Consider the following 19,198-nt stretch of genomic DNA (forward strand, 5'->3'; position numbering starts at 1 on the left):
CTCCTTTTTAAAATGATGGATGTTCACTGTCATGACCAGCTTGAATAAAGAAGTCCATGATACGTGTCTTGGTCACTTTTCCGATAACTTTCTTTGGTTGTTCGGGATCGATGACGGGCAGTGTATCAATCTCATGCCTGCTGAGAAGTGTCCCTGCTGTCAAAATCGTTTCCTTGGGTGTGATGGTGATAATGTTTGGCATTCTCGTCATGATCATGGCGACAGGTGTCTTTTCGGGCGCTGTTGCACTGATTGAAAAGCGCAGTAAATCTTTCCGTGAAAGAACGCCAATCAATTCATCTGCCTCATTTTTGACATATAGCGAGCCAACATCATACATAAATAAGGTCGTCACTGCCTCATAGACCGAAATAGTTTGCAGAATCATCAATGGTGGAATCATGATTTCGGATACGTTGATATGATACAGTTTATCAAATAACAATGGTTCAACCGGTTGCCCCGTGTAAAAGTAACCCACTTTTGGTCGCGCATCCAATAGACCGGTCATTGTTAAAATAGACAAATCATTCCGCAATGTCGCGCGACTCAGACCAAATTGTTTGGCAATTGCCTCACCGCTGATGGGTTGGTGTTCCTTCACGATCTCGATCATTTTCATTTGGCGTGGTGTCAATTCCAATGTGTCACCCTCTTCCTCTAATGTGCTATACTATTTAGTATAGTGTTGATTAGCTATAAATGCAATACAAGCGTAAAAAAATAAGCACATATGTTAACAAAAGTGTTCTCGGTTATCATCTGGGTACTTTTTTGATAGACTGTACATAATCAAGGACAAGGAGGATGCATCATGAAAACAATTGAATTGAATACTGGTATTGATATTCCGGTGATTGGCAGCGGCACAAATACCTTTGGCAAAGAAAACAAAGATTACCAAGGAACGATCAACGGCGATACGACTGAATTAGCAGCGGCGATCAAAGCAGGCTATCGACATTTCGATACGGCCATCGCATATCGAAATGAAGCTGTCGTGGGGAAAGCGATTCTGGAGAGCGGGATCGACCGCAGTGAATTTTTCCTCACATCGAAAATACCTGGCACGCCAGAATATACAAAAGATGCTGCATCGGTCAAATCAGCAGTTGAGTCAAGTTTGTCTGCTTTGCAGACCGAAACGATCGACTTATACTTGATCCATCATCCTTGGGATAATGTGGAGGAAATCGCTGCTGTCTGGGCTGTCTTAGAAGCTTATGTAGACCGCGGTATCATCAAAGCCATCGGTGTATCGAATTTTCAAGAAAAAGAGTTAAGCTATTTGTTAGATCACAGTCGGATCAAACCTGCAGTCAATCAAATTGAATCACATCCGGGTAAATGGAATGACGGTATCATCGGCTATTCGTTGGAGAAGCAGGTTGTTCCTGAAGCTTGGGGTCCACTTTCTAGAATCTCTGATTCAGCAAAAGAACAGTTGACGAAAATCGGCGACCATCATCAAAAGTCTTGGAGTCAAGTGGTATTGCGATACCAAATCGAACGCGGCGTGGTTGTCATTCCTAAATCACATTCGGCTGAACATCAAGCAGATAACTTAGCTATTTTTGATTTCTCGTTGACCGATGAGGAAAAAGAAATCATCAAAGGGTTATAATAATGGCTCTATACTTTAAAGGACTGATGAATCAAAAAATGATTCACCAGTCCTATTTTCATTTTAGATATTAAAAAACATATCGTTCTCTAGTATGATTAAATCACGACAAAATAAACAACTGAGAGGACGATATGCTATATGAATGATTCTATCAAAAAATTGTTGAGAATTACAGATAAAAATTTGGAGATTACAGATGTCTCTTACGAGACCGTAAACAAAAAGCAACGCATAGTAATAAATGCAACACTATCTCCTTGCCCACAAGCCTGTAGGTCATGCGGATCTACTGTGAAAGACGGATTTGGTAAGACAGTCATTGTAAAAAACGGGAAAAAGATGACTACCATACGTTTTGACGAATTTAATCATATGCCGAGGGTTATGCATTTAAAAAAGCAGCGATACAAATGTAAAAACTGCAGAACATATTGGACTGCACAATCTTATTTTGTTCTTCCAAAACATTCCATTGCTAGTCATTTAAGATACAAAATCATTTCTTTTCTAACAGATAAAGTTTCTTTGAGTTTCATTGCTAAGCATTGCAGTGTTTCTTTATCTACGGTTATTCGAATACTAAGGAGTCTAAAAAGCTATGTACCCAGCAATTCTAAAAAGATTCTTCCCGAAGTATTGATGGTTGATGAATTTCGGTCACATGCTTCATCTGAAGACAAAATGAGTTTTATTTGCGCAGATGGAGAAAGTGGACAGTTGATTGATATTTTACCTACACGTAAGTTACCGCGATTAACAGCCTATTTTGAAAAGTGTACGAACAATGATCAAGTGAAATTTTTAGTAACAGATATGAACGCTGCGTATTTTCAACTCACAAAAACAGTACTTCCAAATGCCAAAATCTTTATTGATCGATTTCATATCGTTAAACACATGAATAAAGCATTTCAAGACTTTCGTGTAAAAACAATGAAGGTGCTGCAGAAGAAAGGATTTAAAAATGAAGCACAGAAGCTTAAAGTAAATTGGCGTTCCCTAACAAAAAATAGACAGAATATAAATCACTCAGAATATAAGTCTTGGCGTAGTTTTCGTGCACCTAAGTTTCCACTTCTTACAGAGACAATGATGATCGATAGACTCCTTACGTTTTCTTCTTCCCTTAGGGAAGCGTATGAAGCATTTCACGATTTAGCAGATGCCTTTAGAGATAAGGATCATAGTCTATTTTTTTAATTACTGGAACACCTCCCTGAAAGTTTAGACGAAGAATTTAGGAAGAAACTACAAAACTTACTTAAATATGAAGAAGGCATACGTAATGCAATGATTTATCCTTATTCTAATGGTAAAATCGAAGCGAAAAATACACATATCAAAACATTGAAAAGAGTATCCTACGGATTCAAATCATTTGAGAACATGAGAATACGGATTTATTTGATCAATCATTTAATTGAAGTGAAATAACAAAAAAACCAAAACAGATTTATTAGATATCTGTTTTGGTTACCCTTAGATTTTTTCCATCAGTCCTTATTGACAAAAAGCCAATGAAACACTTTATCAACTTGTGTGTACCGTATGTCTTTTTCGAAGGCATTATCGATAAGTTGAGTTTTCGCAATTGGTTCGACAGCAACCAGCCAGTCAGTCAAGAAGACAGTCGCGAGTTGCAGCGGAGTTTAAATGGTGTGGGATTGAATCTTGAAGTCCTTTTGGGGCATGCGCAGATGAATCTGTCAGAGTTTATCCATCTAGAAGCCGGCGATGTGATCCAATTAAACAAAAAAATCAGTGAGCCATTAGATACATATATCGACGGCAAACCGTTTTTCCGGGCCAAACCTGGTCAGCAAAATGAACGTTTGGCGATTGAACTATTAGACAAGTTAGAAGAGGAGCAAGAATAATGAGTGAAAGTTTGACCCAAGCAGAGATCGATGCCTTGTTGAGCCAAAGCGCGCCAGCACAACCCACCGGTCTTGAAGAACAAGTAAAAGTTGATATCATCGGTGAAGTCGGCAATATTTCGATGTCGCAAGCGGCCACCACCTTGTCCTCGATCTTAGACCGTCGTGTCAGTATCACCACACCGAGAGTCGCCAAAATCAAATTTGGCGAAGTATTGCAAGATTTGACCGCACCGAAAGTTGCAACGACCGTTGAATTCAAAGAAGGATTGCTAGGCAGTAACTTGATGCTTCTTGAAGTCAAAGACGCAATCGTGATCGCTGATTTGATGATGGGCGGTACGGGCGAAACAACCAATACCCAATTTACAGAATTAGAATTGAGTGCCGTAGCAGAAGCGATGAATCAAATGATCGGGACAGCCTCAACTTCTATGGCCACAATGATCAGCCGCAAAGTCGATATCTTGCCGCCAATCGTTAAATTATGGGAAACACCAGCCAATATTGACTATGACGCAATTGATGCTGCAGAAGAGATTTATTGTATTTCATTCTCCTTACGAGTAGAAGGCCTGATTGAAAGTGAGATCATGCAGATTTTTACGGATCATGTGGTCAATGATATCGCCGATGCAATGTTGTCTGACAAAGCAACGGTTGTTACACGTGAAACACCAATTCAAGTAAACACAACGCCTGAAACTGTCCCAACGCCAGAAGCAACAGCTGAAAAAGCCCAAGTAGAGGTCAGCAAACCTGCCTTTCAAACGTTATCGACAAAAGCTGTCAATGAAGGGGATAACTTGGATCTAATTTTGGATGTTCCATTAGATTTAAGCGTCATTTTAGGTCGCAGCAAAAAATCAATCAAAGAAATTTTGTCCTTTAATACTGGTTCAGTGATTGAGCTGGACAAGTTGACAGATGAGCCGTTAGAGATTTTATTGAATGGCAAATTGATTGCGACTGGCGAGGTCGTAGTCATCAACGAAAACTTTGGTGTCAGAATCACCAACATCCTTTCCCAAAAACAACGGATCCATAATTTACATTAAATTGCATAAAACACAAAAAAGTAAAACAAAATGGTTTAACTTTTTTGTGTTTTATCCGATAGTATAGGGTAGAAGAACGAGAACGGAGGAATATCTATGAAAATCGAAAGAGGTTATGCCGATTACGCTGACAAAGCCATTCAAAGAGAGGCTGTCAAACAAAGCAAACCAGCCGCCGCAGAAGTCAAAAAGACTGTCGATGTTCAATTATCCGAAACAGCCCAAGCTATGCAAAAAAGTACGAGCCAAGAAGCCAGCCGCAGTACCCGCGTGGCTGAATTAAAACAAGCCATTAAAGCAGGCACGTATCAAGTATCTGCTGAAACCATCGCTGACAAAATGCTGGCGCATGAAAAGCAGGTCGATTAGATGACAAGTCGCGAATTTGAACGCCATTTGCAGCAATTTTTCCGATTGTTAAAAAAGGAAAAAGATATCTTGATCAAAAACCAAGCGGCCCAGTTACCGGCGCTTGTTGAGAAAAAATCAACCTTTATGGCCATTTTCTCCGGATATGAAGGGGAAATCACGACAGCGATTCAAGCCTTGGTTGCCGATATTCAGATCCAACAGCAGGAAAACCTTTTGCTGACGGAACAAGCCATCAGTTTTCAAACGGTGTTGATGGAGGCGGTCAAAGCCAATATCAAAACGCCAGCCAATACGTATTCAAAATACCAAACGAAACCCAGTGTTACCACAGCGATCATTGATCAAGACATGTAAGGAGTAAAAGGATGACAGGATTATTTGGTTCCTTAGGGACTGCTACCCGCGGAATGACCGCCAATCAGGCAGCATTACAAACTACCAGCCACAATATTGCCAATACAAATACCGATGGCTATTCTCGCCAAAGGGTCAATCTGCAAGCGGAAGCTTCTTACAATATCGCCGGTGTCGGTAGTCTGGGCATGGGTGTCAAGGTCGGCAGTGTGGTGCGGATCGTGGATGACTTTGTGATCGGTCAAGTACGAAATGCCAATTCAACCTATACATATTATGAACAAAAAGCGGATATTTTAGGCCAATTAGAAAGTGTCATGAATGAGCCTTCAGATAACGGCTTGTCTAGTCAATTGACCACCATGTTCGATTCATGGACGGCATTGGCAAACAATCCAGAATTGGATACAGCCAAAACGTTAGTGTTAGAAAACAGCAGTACCTTTGCCGATACGGTCAATCAAATGGCGACCCATATGACCCAATTGCAAAGCGATACGACAGATACCATCGGAAAATCAGTTTTAGATTTCAACGAAAAAGTCAAAGAATTGCAATCACTGAATGAACAGATTTATGGATTGACGACGAGTGGGGGAACGCCCAATGACTTATTGGATACCCGCGACAGTTTATTGAAAGACCTCTCTGGTTTAGCTGGTATTGAAACGACGACGGATGCTTACGGTCGCGGGTTTGTCTCTATCAGTGGACAAACGATTTTGAATGCCGATACCCGCAACACATTAAGTGTGGTCGTTGGGCAATCTGATGCCGGCGCGCTGGTGTCTAAAGACGGCAATCCATTGAACCCTTCGGAAACCATCAGCGGCACTTACCCAGTAGGGACTGTCTTATTGAGTGAGACTACCGACACTGGATCGGCCTACAGTGAATTAGCCATCAAGGAAGGTGCGATTGGCGGATTACAGGCATCAGCTGCAGAAATCAGTACCCGTCTTAATGAATTGAATCAATTCACGACAACCATTGCCAAAGCAATGAATATGGTCTTTACTGGCGGTACTTCAAGTACCAGTGGCTTGTTTGACCTAGGTACCGATGACACCGGGACCGCGACGACAATCAGTGTCAGCCAAACATTATTAGACAATCCTAGCTTGGTCAAGGCCGGTATGACAGACGCAGCAGGGGATGGAACCAGAGCTGCTGCCATGGCAAAATTAAGTACGACAAAGTTGGATTTTCCGCTATCTGAAACGACAGTGGCTTCTTTTGATCCAACGACACTGCAGTTTAGCAATGCGACATCTGGCATGACTGCCAATAGCTATTTCAATAGTATTGTGACCAAAAATGGTATTTCCAAGCAGCAAGCCGATAACACAGCTAGTGCGCAATTGTCTTTACTGAATCAATTAGAATACAAAAATCAATCCGTCTCTGGCGTATCGATCAATGAAGAAATGTCAGATGTGATTCGTTTTCAACAAGGATTCCAAGCCAATGCCCGCATCATCTCAGTGGTGTCGGAAATGTTGGATACCTTGATCAACCGGACAGGAGTGTAATACTATGCGGATTTCAAACAATATTACATATAGTGATTTTATGCGTAATCTCGGTACCAACGCCTCCAAAGTCCAAACGACCCTCAACCAGATTTCTAGTATGAAGGAAGTCAGCAAGTCATCAGACAATCCTTTGCTGGTATCAAAAATCATGGATCTGACCGTCTCATTGAGCAAAAATGAGACGTACAGCAACACGATCGCCGATAGTATTTCATGGACCCAAGCACAGGATTCAACATTAGACAGTGTCAGTACTTCTATGTTGCGGATTCGCTCATTGATCCAATCTTCAGCGAATGCCACGGCCGGCAGCGATGAATTAAAAGCCAATCAATCTGAGATCGAACAAGAAATCAGTGGCATCGTCGAGTCATTGAACACCAATTTTGATGGCCGTTATCTCTTCAGCGGTACCAATACCACCACCGCGCCTTTTGAAGTAATCAAGGAAAATGATGCCATTGTTGGTATCAAATATAATGGGACCAGCCAAGATTTGCCGCGAGAAATCGCCAGCGGCGTATCCGTCAATCTTTTGGCAGATGGCAGTCGTTTGCTGAATGAGACCGGCACGGCGACGGATCCTGAAAATCTCAGTACCTATTTCAATGATTTATTGTCTGCGTTACGCAGTGACGACAAGGATGCATTAAGCGGGGATCTATTGGCTGCCCATGATACCTATGCCAACAATATCGTCAATGTGCGGGCGCAGATCGGTACCTTGTATAATCGGTTGTCAGCAGCAGCTGATCGCAATGAAACCGAACAGTTGAATTTGACTGAAACCTTATCCAATAAGCAAGATGTCGATGTCGCCGAGAAGTACATGGAGTACCAGAATCAAATGACCGCCTATCAAGCAACGCTAGCAATGGGCACCAAAATCATGCAGCTGTCGATTTTGGATTATATGAATTAACTACGCAACAATGGGCTTTCACTTTTGGTGAAAGTTTTTTATTTTTTTCGAAAAAAGACTTAACCTCCGCCTGCTTCTGCCGATAATCAGTATCAGAGGGAAACCTTAGCGAATAAAACCATTTAGGAGGAACTATACATGAGAATCAATACGAATGTTTCAGCATTAAATACGTACTCAAGCTTAACCAGCGCCAATGCATCAAAAAGTGCATCTCTATCTAAATTATCTTCAGGCTTACGAATCAACAAAGCTGGCGATGATGCAGCTGGATTAGCAATTTCAGAAAAAATGAAAGGCCAAATCGGTGGTTTGACACAAGCCAAAAGCAATGCCCAAGACGGTATTTCATTGATCCAAACTGCTGAAGGTGCCTTAAACGAAACCCACAGCATCTTAGGCCGTATGCGTGACTTGGCAGTGCAAAGCGCCAATAGTACATTGACTGACGATGATCGTAATGCAGTCACAGAAGAGTATACAGCATTATCAGATGAAATTGATCGTATTAGTACGACAACAGAATTTAACACAAAGAGTCTTCTAACTGGTGATGCAGATGGATCTCCGCAAACATTTACATTTCAAATTGGCGCAAATGCCAATCAAACGATGAGTGTAAAAATTGGAAATATGGATTCATCAACTTTGGGCGTAAAAAATGTGAGTTTATTACAAGCTGATAAATATGAAGAAGGATCTGAATTCTCTAAATTAGTTTCCGAAGATGATGATATTCAAGCTTTAGCAACGACTTTAAGTGATGCTAATAGTGCGGCAGCTAAAGCAGATGCTAGTGATGAAGTAAAAGAGGCAGCTGTAAAAGCAAAAGCAGATTATCAATCCGCTATTGATGCTTTAGCATCAACGAAAGAAGGTAAAGAAGCTATCTCTAAAGATAGTGCAATCACAAAAATTGATGATGCAATTTCAAAAGTTTCAGATCAACGAGCTGCGATTGGTGCGGCTCAAAACAGACTGGAGCATACTGTTAACAATTTAAGTACAACTCAAGAAAATATCTCTGAAGCCAACTCACGCATCCGCGACGTAGATATGGCACAAGAAATGATGAGCTTTACGAAGAGCAATATCCTTTCTCAAGCAGCAACATCTATGCTGGCACAAGCAAACTCTATGCCTAACAGCGTATTGAGCTTGTTACAAGGATAAGATCTTTTCACGATTTACCTACAAGAACTGTCTCGGGGAAGGACAGTTCTTGTTTACATAGAACACCTATATTATCTGTCCACTTAAATGAGAAAAGAGGTATGTCGCATGACAATCGATCCCCTTTCTGTAGAGGGCGTAACCAAAGTCACCCCTGTTACCCCCATTGAACCGATCAAAGGCAATCAAGTGCAGACCGCTAGCGATTATAGTGAAGAAAAGCAGAAGGAAACTGAAATCCACTACTTCTCCGCCAAAGACCAAGCGGCCATCAAGGCTTCGGTAGAAACTGTCAATCATAAATTATTAGGCAAAGACATGAAATTGGCTTACGAAGTCCATGAACGGACCGGCCGCACCATGGTTCGGCTCATTGATATGCGAACGGAAGAAGTCATCAAAGAAATACCGCCAGCCAATATGTTAGATGTTATCGGCAAGATCTGGGATGACATGGGCATTGCTGTCGATCGAAAGGGATGAAAACATGGCAAGTGTCACCAGTAGTTCAGGGATCAGTACCACACTAGGCAGTTATTCAGGCATCACATCAGATGATATCGAGAGTTTATTGGCAGCTGATTCCGTCAATAAAACCCGCGCACAAAATAAGATCACGACCATCACTGCCCAAAAAACAGCCTGGAGTGATATCAGTACCCGCTTGACCAACTTTCTGACCAAGGTTGAAGCGTTGCAAAAAGTTGATGCCTATCAAACCAAGAAAGTCACGACTTCCAATAGCAGTATCACCTCTATTGCAGGAACAACAGATGCGCCAGAAGGCACGTATGATTTGAAGGTCAATCAATTGGCAAGTGCGACAAAGGTCACAGGGAGTAAAGTGGCTGACAGCAGTACGACAGCACTCAATATTAGTGGACAATTGACGCTAACCAGTGCTGAAGTAGATGACAAGGGACAAGCCATTTCCGCCACGATTGCTATCACCAGCGAAAATACCTTAAAAGAAGTCGCGGCAAAAATCAATGAACAAACCAAGACCACGTCGATTGCAGCGAGTATCGTTGATAATCGGTTGATTTTGACCAACAGCAAAATGGGCGACAAAACCTTTTTGGTGGACGGGGATGCGGTTGAAGGATTAGGGATTGGCGCCACTGCCACCACCACCCAAGGCCAGCCGGCATTGTTCGAGTTAGACGGTTTGGCCATTTCTCGTGACAGCAATAGTGTGACCGATGTCATTGACGGTGTCACCTTGACATTGGCCAAAAAAAGCGATGAACATGTCACGTTGTCGCTAACAAATGACACCGCTAAAATCGTGGATGCCGTTCAAGGACTGGTCGATCAATACAACAGTTTAATGAGCTTCATTGGCGAAAAACTAGCCGTCGGTGATCCCAGCAGTGAAGACAATACGACAGGCGCATTAGTCGGTGATAGTGCATTGACAAGGTTGCAAGCGCAATTAAGAAACTTGATCACGATCCCTTCCGTCAGTGGGTCGACTTTGACGCCAAATAAATTGGGGATTTCCAATGTTGATAATGAAGGGACTCTTGGTTTAAACACGACCAAATTAAAAGAAGCCATTGCTGCAGATCCTGCGGCAGTCAAATCTTTCTTCTATGGATCAACCAAGACCACGGCAGCAGACGGCACGTCTTCGACAACTGAAAGTGGCTATACATTGGCTTTGAAAGAATTGGCCAATAGCTATGTCGTCAATACATCTACCAATAAAGGTGTGATTGCGACAAAATCGGCGACCTATGATTCAACGATCAAAGACTTGAACAAACAAATCGAGCGCTTTGATGATATTTTAGCCATGAAAAAAGAGCGTTACGTCACGATGTTTACCAAATTAGATACAGTCATGATGGAGGCGGAAAGTCAGTTGAGCTATTTGACGAGTCAATTCTCGACCACCTCTAGTTCGTAATCATCTACATGCTATCTACTGTTAGAAAGGAGTTTTTCATGGAACCGTTTGTTTCTATTGATACGCGTTTGACCCAAATTTTGACTGGTTTTGTCCAATGGCAAGGATCAGTTGAAGAAGCTTCGATGTTGATGGCCCAAAATCAATCAATCATTGCGGCGATGAAAGATACGCAAGTCCATAGTCCTGAGACAGTAGCTTTGGCTCGGCAAGTGATGATGGCCTATCAAGATTTTTTGACACAACTCAAGGCACAACAGCAAGTGATCAAACAAGAACTGGCCCGTTTGAACCGGCCGAACAATTTAGTCAAAACCTATTTACAACAAGAAGAGGGCGCAGCTTTCGTGGAATTTGATTTATAAGTGAGGATGACAAGATGAATTATCAGCAAATGCAAAACAATTATTTACAAAACCAAGTGATGAGCGCCTCGCCCAATAAGTTGATTGAAATGCTGCTGCAGGCGGCAGTCAAACATGTTAAATTGGCCCAGATGGCGATCAATGATCGACAACCTGCCCAAGCCCATCAGCAATTGACCAAAGCCCAGAATATTATATTAGAACTGCGTTATTCATTGGATACCGAACAGGGCGGCGCGATTGCGGCCGAATTGGATCAATTATATCGCTTCATGTATGATGAATTGGTGCAAGCCAATATTCAGAAAGATCCTAAGCCGACGGAACATGTGGCTGGATTACTGGCTGAATTACTGGAAAGTTGGCAAACCATTACCCAATAAAAGCTGGGGGCAGTCATCAAAATGATAAATAATCTACAAAATATTAAATTTTCCCCATGTATCCCTTTTCACTAAGTATCATTTTTTACCTTCTTGCGACTATCTGGTACTCTTTCTATGAGCGTACTGAAAAGGTGCAGGGAGGTTTTTTTGTGAGAAATGTAAACCAGCGTCCACTGATGTGTCAAGTGGGCATTTTGATAGCAATGAGCATCGTTTTTTTGTTGCCGCAAATCATTGGCAGAGGCATGATTCTAGGTTCTGATGTCGTGTTCCACTTTAATCGCTTTTATGAGACGAGTCAGCAGATCAAAGAAGGCAATTTTCAATATTTTTTGTCGATTTATGGGTTTCAGCAATCGGGTAGGATCGTCAATGCCTTATATGGACCATTCTTTGCCTATTTCCAAGGATTGCTGGTCTTGTTGAGCCATTCTTGGTATCAGTATCAACTCCTGTCTAATGGCTTGTTGTATCTATTGTCTGGGTTGTCGATGTTCGGTTTATTGCGGAAACTGAACGTCAATGGGTGGCTGGCAACAGCGATGGGTGTTTTTTATATGTCGACGTATTCGGTCCAATATTGGATCGAACGGCAAGGGTTTTCGGCCTGGGGTGCAGCTGTCTTGCCATTATGTTTGATTCCCTTGATTGCATTGGGACAAGAAAAGAAGTTGCGGCCCTTCGCTGTCGGGGTATCCGTGGCCGTCTTATTTCAGATCCATGTTTTCTCAAGTATCATGCTGGTCTTGATGTATGTGCCTTTCTTTCTCCGGGCATTCTTTGGCGGAGAAGGAGCGCAAGCAAAAAAACAATTGCTATGGAAATTGTCAGGGGCGATCGGGCTCTTCTTGCTTTTGACCGCCAACATTTGGCTGGGGATGGCAGATCTCTACTTGCATAATCAATTATTGGCGCCATTTATCAATCACAATATGCAAAACAATACCATTACTGGCACGAGCAGCTACTGGTGGTCAACGCCAATCTTGTTGCCGCTTGTCTGCGGCTTGTTTTTCTGCGGAGAATTGAAGGTTTGGCCAAAACTGGCTGGTGACATGAAGTTGCTGACTTGGGTAGCGGCGATTTTCTTTGTGTTGGCCACGAACTTTATTCCTTGGACATGGTTGGGTAGTTTAGACAATGGTTTGATCAATCTGATCCAGTTTCCCTTCCGATTCTTTGTGCCAGCAACTGTTTTGATCATTGCGGGGTTGTGTCTGCTTGCCCCTTATTACCGTGGCCAGCAGTTGGTAAAACCAATCTGGGTGATTGCGTTGGTCGTTCTTAGCAGCGGTCAAGTGCTGATCCAGACCACAAACAAAATGCTGGATTGGCGCTCTGATGAAGCGGCAGTGACTTTGCGGAACCATACCTATTTAGGCACTGATTCTGCAGCGGAGCTGAAAGCTGCTTATTTTTCAACCGATAAATCATTGGCGTTGGATCTATACCAACGGTCAACACCAGATTATGTCCCTATCTATCAAGAAACAACAGAGAACAAGTATGATGCGTATGGGAAACAAATCATAGAAGGCAACAATACGGTCGTCAAATCAGTAGAAGATGGCAAACTCACCTTGCGCTGGCAAGGAGATAGTGCTGATTGGGTACAAGTACCGATCATCAATTACCGCTATACGGAGTTGACGCTGAATCAGACGTCTTTAACACGCGATGATATTCAATTAAGCACGATCGGTGTGGTGACCCTGCAGCAAAGAATTGGCGCAAACGTCTTGGTGGTTGATTATGATGCCCCTTGGTACTTTGATGGTGCGTTATGGCTCACGATGGCCGCTTGGCTGCTTTTACCGATCGGTTATGCTGGTTGGTGGTGGCACTGCCAGAAAAATAAATAGCGAAGGATTGTCTAAGATCATCGAACCTCTGCGGCTTGCTGCAGAGGTTTTTTCTAACCTATGATGGCTGTCATAGGTTAGAAAAAACCCAATCGTTGCGCTCGCAACGATTTTTCTTTATACTAGAAAGCAAGAAAATAGTTGGAAGGAAGTTGTTCAATGGAAGCCATCATTCGTTCAATCAATCATATTGCTCGACTCGCAACATTGTATCGTGAACAAGAACTAAGAAAATATGACTTAGGGGCGATGCATCATACGTATTTATTGAATATTTACCGCAATCCTGGCATCAGTCAAGAAGCATTAGCGAAACTGATTTTTGTTAACAAAAGCAATGTCGCGCGCCAATTGGCTGTTTTAGAAGAGAAAGGCTTTGTGATCCGACAGACGAGTCTAGAGGATCGTCGCCAACTGTCCGTCTATCCCACGGATAAGACACTTGCCTTGATACCGGCTATTCAAGAGATGCTGCAAAGCTGGAATGCCCAAGTCATGGCTGATTTCTCCGATGCAGAACAAAAACAATTACTGGCACAATTGGCAGTTGTCAAAGAAAAATCGCAACAGCTCTTAGAAAAAGCCGAGGTGGAAAAATGAATCTGCTCAAGGATTATATCAAACCGTATATTGGCCGGATATCATTGGGGGTTAGCATCAAGTTTTTCGGCTCATTGATGGATCTGCTTTTACCTTGGATCTTGGCTTACATCATAGATACTGTGATCCCTACAAAAAAAGTGGATCAGATTTTCCTCTGGGGCGGAGTTATGCTGCTATGCTCTGTGGTTGCGGTGGTGACCAACATTGTCGCCAATCGAATGGCATCTAGTGTTGCCCGAGATACCACTGGAGGGGTCCGCCATGATTTGTTTGCTAAGGTGAGTTACTTATCGATTCCGCAAATCGAATCAATTGGTGTACCTTCCTTGGTATCTCGTCTGACCACAGATACCTACAACATTCATCAAACAATCGGGATGAGTCAGCGATTAGGTATTCGGGCGCCTATCTTGTTGCTTGGCGGCATCATGATCACAGCTACCCTTGACCCAGTGTTGACCCTGGTCTTAGTTGGCATCTTGCCCTTCACATTGATGGCGGCTGTATTGATCTCCAAACGGGGTATTCCGTTGTTTGCTGCCTTGCAGCAACAAGTCGATTTACTGGTGCGGACAGTGCGGGAAAATGTGACTGGTGCCAGAGTGATCAAAGCATTGTCGAAAGCAGATGTGGAGAAGGCACGCTTTGCGCAAGTCAATCAAGACGTCGTTGCTGCTGAAACACATGCCAATCGGACCATGGCTGCGACGCCGCCATTGATGGACCTTTTTTTGAACATTGGCTTGACATTGGTGATCGTCGTCAGCGCCTTTCGCGTTAATCAAGGGTTGACCCAATCAGGTGTGATCATTGCTTTTTTGACTTATTTTACAATTATTTTAAATGCAATGCTGAGTATCACGAGGATTTTTGTGATCGTGTCGAAAGGATTGGCTTCAGCGGATCGTATCCAAGCAGTTTTGCGCTTGCCGGAGCATATGAAGGTCATTGATGGGCCAATCAAAGAGGAAGCGGCCCATATCGTGTTTGATCATGTGTCATTCACCTACCCCAATGGCAATCAAGTGCTAAAGGATATCGATTTTTCTTTGTTGCCCGGTGAAACGCTAGGAATCATTGGCGCAACGGGCAGCGGTAAGTCGACGATCGTGAAATTATTGCTGCGGCTCTATGATCCTTCTAATGGCCAGATTCGCATCAGCGGTCGTGACATCCGTACGATTCCCGCTGAAACATTGCATCAACTCTTTGGCATCGTTTTGCAAAAAGATATTCTATTTGCGGAATCAATTGCTGAAAATATTGCCTTTGGCCGACGTTTTACGAAGGAAGAACTGGAAGAAGCCGCAGCGCGGGCGCAAGCCAAAGAATTTATTGCGACGTTGCCGGAACGCTTTGCTCATCAACTGCATGCCAAAGGCAGCAATCTCAGCGGCGGTCAAAAACAGCGGGTCTTGCTTTCCCGCGCATTGGCTGGCGATCCGGAGATATTGGTTTTAGATGATTCAGCCAGTGCATTAGATTATCAAACCGATGCCCGATTACGACGTGTGTTAAAAGAAGCGTTCCAACAAACCACCACGATTTTGATTGCGCAGCGTATCAGTTCGATCCAGCATGCGGATAAGATTCTGGTGCTGGAGGACGGGATGATGAATGGCTTTGGGACCCATGCTTCCTTGTTGGCAACCAATCAGATTTATCGCGAAATTTATCAAGGTCAAACAGGGGGTGTCGTCAATGGCTAATCGCAAAGCAGCAGAAAAACCAAAGAATAGCAAACAAACATTGCTGCGTTTATGGGGATATCTATATGACAGTAAAGGGCTTTTGTTTTTTGCCGCGTTCTTGATGATGGCGAGTAATCTATTTGCGCTGGTTGGTCCATTACTTTCGGGCTATGCGATTGATGCAATCCAGTTTGGGCCGGGGAAAGTCTTGTTTGAAAAAGTCTTCTTTTACTGTGGGCTGATGCTGGTCTTTTATCTCGCATCCTCAATCTTGAGTTATATCATTTCTTTACTGATGATTCGGTTGAGCCAGCGGGTCGTGGCAACGATGCGCAAACATATTTTTGACAAAATCACTGAATTGCCAGTTGGTTATTTTGATCGGGTTGCGACAGGGGATATCATCAGTCGTGTCAGTTATGATGTCGATACCATCAATACCTCGTTGGCCAGCGATGCCATTCAAGTATTAAGCAGTTTGGTCACGATCATTGGCTCATTCGTGATGATGCTTCTGATTTCACCACTGCTTGTATTGATATTTGTCGTCACAGTACCTGCTTCAATCATGTTGACTCGTTTCTTGATGGGGAAATTTCAACCGTTGTTCAGTCGCCGTTCACGGAAATTAGGCGAGTTAAATGGCTTTGTGGAAGAGATTATCTCAGGTCAGCAAACCATCAAGTTGTACAACCAAGAAGAAGCAACCATTGAACGCTTTGATGAAAAAAATCAAGCAGCTGTCGATGCCTATTACAATGCGGAGTACTATGGCAGTATGACGGGACCTTCGATCAATTTTATCAATAATATTTCCTTGTCGTTGATTAGTATCTTTGGGGCTTTGCTCTTTTTGTATGGTCGTTTAACATTAGGGAATGTGTCGTCATTTGTGTTATATTCCCGCAAGTTCTCTGGACCAATCAATGAGTTGGCAAATATTTTTAGTGATCTGCAATCGGCATTAGCTGCCGCAGAACGCATCTTTCGCTTGTTAGATGAAGCGCCGGAAGTATCAGACGTCCCTGATGCGTATTCGTTTCATCATGTAACGGGACAAGTTTCCTTTGACCATGTGTCTTTCGGTTATCAACCAGATCGGCCGATCATCCGGGATGTAACAGTAGAAGTAGCACCAGGCAGTTTGGTCGCGATCGTTGGGCCAACTGGGGCAGGCAAAACCACGATCGTGAACCTGCTGATGCGGTTTTATGATCCTGATAGCGGAGAGATCCGTTTGGACGGTCATGATATTCGGCAAGCTTCCCGTGAGAGCTTGCGCCGCAGTTATGCGATGGTCTTACAGGACACGTGGTTATTTACGGGGACGATTTTTGACAACTTGGCATACGGCAGAACCGATGCCACGCTGGCACAAGTCCAAGCCGCGGCAAAAGCAGCCCATATCCATGACTTTATTGAAAAATTGCCCCATCACTATCAAACTGTGATTTCAGAAGACGGTACCGGTATTTCTCAAGGACAAAAACAATTGCTGACGATTGCGCGGGCGATGTTGTTAGACGCGGATCTGTTGATTTTAGATGAAGCAACATCTAATGTGGATACCCAAACAGAGTTGCGGATCCAAGCTGCAATGACAGCGTTGATGAAAGGCAAAACTTCCTTTGTGATTGCCCACCGATTGTCAACGATTCGCCATGCCGACTTGATTTTGGTGGTGGAAGAAGGCAATATCGTTGAGCAAGGAACCCATGACACGCTACTTAACAAAGGCGGAAAATATGCTGGACTGTATCAAGCGCAATTCGAACAATAGACGCAAGGATCCATTTGTCTAGACTTTTTCGAGGGATTTGTGGTCTTTGTTTGGATAAACCAAGACAAATCAATGATTAATCGGTATACTTACCAAGTAAGGGTTATCATCAATCGGAAAGTAGGGCAAACAATGGATCACAAACAATTGAAACATTTCCCCGAAGACTTTTTATGGGGTTCAGCTTCGGCTGCGTATCAAGTAGAAGGTGCTTGGCAAACAGATGGCAAAGGCGCTTCCGTCTGGGATGATTTTGTACGGATTCCCGGAAAAACCTTCGAAGGGACCAATGGTGATGTCGCTGTCGATCATTATCATCGTTTCAAAGAAGATGTCGCACTGATGAAAGAACAAGGATTGAAGACGTATCGCTTCTCAGTCGCTTGGACACGGATCTTCCCTGAGGGCCGTGGGAAAGTCAACCAAGCTGGACTAGATTTTTATTTGGCATTGATCGATGAATTACTGGCTGCAGGAATCGAACCAATGGTCACGTTGTATCACTGGGATTTGCCGAAAGCTTTGCAAGAAGCTTATGGCGGATGGGAATCACGGGAAATCATTGCTGATTTCAATAATTATGCAACGGTTTTATTTGAAGCATTTCACGGCAAAGTGAAGTATTGGGTTAGTCTGAATGAGCAAAATATCTTTACTTCATTAGGCTATCTGCTAGCGGTACATCCGCCAGGAGTGACCGATCCAAAACGGATGTACCAAGTCAATCACATTGCCAATCTTGCCAATGCGACGGTCATCAATACCTTTCATGAACTGGCGATACCGGGTAAAATCGGACCAAGCTTTGCGTATTCTCCGAATTATCCAATCAACAGTGATCCCAAAAATATTTTAGCGGCTGAGAACGCTGAAGACTTGATGGCGCATTATTGGTTAGATGTCTATCTTTGGGGAGAGTATCCAAAAGCGGCCTTCACCTATCTGCAAGAGCAAGGGATCGCACCAACCATCGAAGAAGGCGATCTGGACTTGCTTCGTTCTGCAAAACCTGATTTTCTGGGCATCAACTACTACCAAACATCTACAAATGCCTTCAATCCATTAGACGGCGTAGGTGCTGGTAAAATGAATACCACCGGTAAAAAAGGCAGCAGTGAAGAGACAGGTACACCGGGTATGTTCAAAAAAGTGGAGAATCCCTTTGTTGAACGCACGAACTGGGATTGGGAGATTGATCCGCAAGGCTTACGGGTGGCATTGCGCCGAATCACGAGTCGATACCGCATTCCTGTCATCATCACAGAAAATGGGTTAGGTGAATACGATCAATTGACTGCAGATAAACAAGTTCATGATCAATATCGGATCGATTATTTAGCCGGACATGTCCATGCCATCAAAGAAGCCATCACGGATGGCGCAGAGGTATTAGGCTATTGCACATGGTCATTTACTGACTTATTGAGCTGGTTGAATGGCTATCAAAAACGATATGGCTTTGTCTATGTTGATCAAGATGAAAAACAAGATGGTACATTAGATCGAATCAAAAAAGATAGTTTTTATTGGTACCAATCACTGATCAAAGAAAATGGACAAAACGCTTGATCTTGATCAAGGTACATGTTTAATCAAATACAATGCACGTTCTTCGTGAGCGTGCTTTTTTGGTGAATAATCGTTGACAAGTGTAAACGATAAAGGTAAAGTAAGAGTAGAT

At 43.1% G+C, this 19,198-nt stretch carries 17 protein-coding genes and 2 pseudogenes; 18 read left to right on the plus strand and 1 reads right to left on the minus strand.

Annotation, left to right across the window (positions count from 1 at the left end; translation table 11 throughout):
- Positions 1-7: 7 nt before the first annotated feature.
- A complete protein-coding gene (locus tag A5886_RS00595) occupies positions 8-643 on the minus strand; it encodes a helix-turn-helix transcriptional regulator (protein WP_086273177.1) in 636 nt (211 codons plus the stop codon).
- A 171-nt stretch (positions 644-814) separates the two neighbouring features.
- Here A5886_RS00595 and A5886_RS00600 point away from each other — a divergent pair, with 171 nt between their 5' ends.
- The 18 genes and pseudogenes from A5886_RS00600 (at position 815) to A5886_RS00685 (ending at position 19,086) form a co-directional block, all read left to right on the plus strand.
- Complete coding sequence (locus A5886_RS00600) at positions 815-1,624, plus strand: aldo/keto reductase family protein (protein ID WP_086273178.1); 810 nt, start codon at positions 815-817, stop codon at positions 1,622-1,624.
- A 141-nt stretch (positions 1,625-1,765) separates the two neighbouring features.
- Positions 1,766-3,061 (plus strand): annotated as a pseudogene (locus tag A5886_RS00605) (ISL3 family transposase).
- An 83-nt stretch (positions 3,062-3,144) separates the two neighbouring features.
- Positions 3,145-3,504 (plus strand): annotated as a pseudogene (locus tag A5886_RS00610) (FliM/FliN family flagellar motor switch protein); the annotation flags it as partial.
- Positions 3,504-4,562 carry a flagellar motor switch phosphatase FliY gene (fliY, locus tag A5886_RS00615; RefSeq protein WP_086273179.1) on the plus strand — a complete coding sequence of 353 codons (1,059 nt, stop codon included), beginning with the start codon at positions 3,504-3,506 and terminating at the stop codon, positions 4,560-4,562. The pseudogene A5886_RS00610 and the gene fliY, both read left to right, overlap by 1 nt.
- Positions 4,563-4,658: 96 nt before the next feature.
- The gene (gene flgM / locus A5886_RS00620; RefSeq protein ID WP_086273180.1) at positions 4,659-4,931 is read left to right on the plus strand and encodes a flagellar biosynthesis anti-sigma factor FlgM; all 273 of its coding nucleotides are present in this window, start codon (positions 4,659-4,661) and stop codon (positions 4,929-4,931) included.
- Positions 4,932-5,288, plus strand: a complete 357-nt coding sequence (locus A5886_RS00625; RefSeq protein ID WP_086273181.1) for a hypothetical protein — start codon at positions 4,932-4,934, stop codon at positions 5,286-5,288.
- A gap of 11 nt (positions 5,289-5,299) precedes the next feature.
- Positions 5,300-6,820, plus strand: a complete 1,521-nt coding sequence (gene flgK / locus A5886_RS00630; RefSeq protein WP_086273182.1) for a flagellar hook-associated protein FlgK — start codon at positions 5,300-5,302, stop codon at positions 6,818-6,820.
- Between the two features lie 4 nt (positions 6,821-6,824).
- Positions 6,825-7,745 (plus strand): flagellar hook-associated protein FlgL, encoded by a 921-nt coding sequence (gene flgL, locus A5886_RS00635; protein ID WP_086273183.1) that lies wholly within the window; start codon positions 6,825-6,827, stop codon positions 7,743-7,745.
- Between the two features lie 138 nt (positions 7,746-7,883).
- Positions 7,884-8,918, plus strand: a complete 1,035-nt coding sequence (locus A5886_RS00640) for a flagellin N-terminal helical domain-containing protein (protein WP_086273184.1) — start codon at positions 7,884-7,886, stop codon at positions 8,916-8,918.
- Between the two features lie 108 nt (positions 8,919-9,026).
- Complete coding sequence (locus A5886_RS00645; protein WP_256926111.1) at positions 9,027-9,401, plus strand: flagellar protein FlaG; 375 nt, start codon at positions 9,027-9,029, stop codon at positions 9,399-9,401.
- A gap of 4 nt (positions 9,402-9,405) precedes the next feature.
- A complete protein-coding gene (gene fliD, locus A5886_RS00650; RefSeq protein ID WP_086273186.1) occupies positions 9,406-10,830 on the plus strand; it encodes a flagellar filament capping protein FliD in 1,425 nt (474 codons plus the stop codon).
- Positions 10,831-10,868: 38 nt separating this feature from the next.
- Complete coding sequence (locus A5886_RS00655; RefSeq protein ID WP_086273187.1) at positions 10,869-11,195, plus strand: hypothetical protein; 327 nt, start codon at positions 10,869-10,871, stop codon at positions 11,193-11,195.
- A 14-nt stretch (positions 11,196-11,209) separates the two neighbouring features.
- A complete protein-coding gene (gene fliS / locus A5886_RS00660; RefSeq protein ID WP_086273188.1) occupies positions 11,210-11,578 on the plus strand; it encodes a flagellar export chaperone FliS in 369 nt (122 codons plus the stop codon).
- 56 nt (positions 11,579-11,634) lie between these two features.
- On the plus strand, positions 11,635-13,443 hold the full coding sequence (locus tag A5886_RS00665) for a putative glycosyltransferase family protein (protein ID WP_086273189.1): 1,809 nt from the start codon (positions 11,635-11,637) through the stop codon (positions 13,441-13,443).
- Between the two features lie 159 nt (positions 13,444-13,602).
- Complete coding sequence (locus A5886_RS00670; protein WP_086273190.1) at positions 13,603-14,043, plus strand: MarR family winged helix-turn-helix transcriptional regulator; 441 nt, start codon at positions 13,603-13,605, stop codon at positions 14,041-14,043.
- Entirely contained in the window at positions 14,040-15,755 is a 1,716-nt protein-coding gene (locus A5886_RS00675; RefSeq protein ID WP_086273191.1) for an ABC transporter ATP-binding protein, read from the plus strand. Before A5886_RS00670 ends, A5886_RS00675 begins: the two co-directional genes overlap by 4 nt.
- Positions 15,748-17,517: an ABC transporter ATP-binding protein gene (locus A5886_RS00680; protein WP_086273192.1), complete on the plus strand. Its 1,770-nt coding sequence runs from the start codon at positions 15,748-15,750 to the stop codon at positions 17,515-17,517. The genes A5886_RS00675 and A5886_RS00680 overlap by 8 nt, the downstream gene beginning before the upstream one ends.
- Before the next feature lie 132 nt (positions 17,518-17,649).
- On the plus strand, positions 17,650-19,086 hold the full coding sequence (locus tag A5886_RS00685) for a glycoside hydrolase family 1 protein (RefSeq protein ID WP_086273193.1): 1,437 nt from the start codon (positions 17,650-17,652) through the stop codon (positions 19,084-19,086).
- Positions 19,087-19,198: the final 112 nt, after the last annotated feature.

The sequence above is a fragment of the Candidatus Enterococcus testudinis genome, from assembly GCF_002140915.1.
In the GTDB taxonomy this organism is placed as follows: Bacteria; Bacillota; Bacilli; order Lactobacillales; family Enterococcaceae; genus Enterococcus_D; species Enterococcus_D testudinis.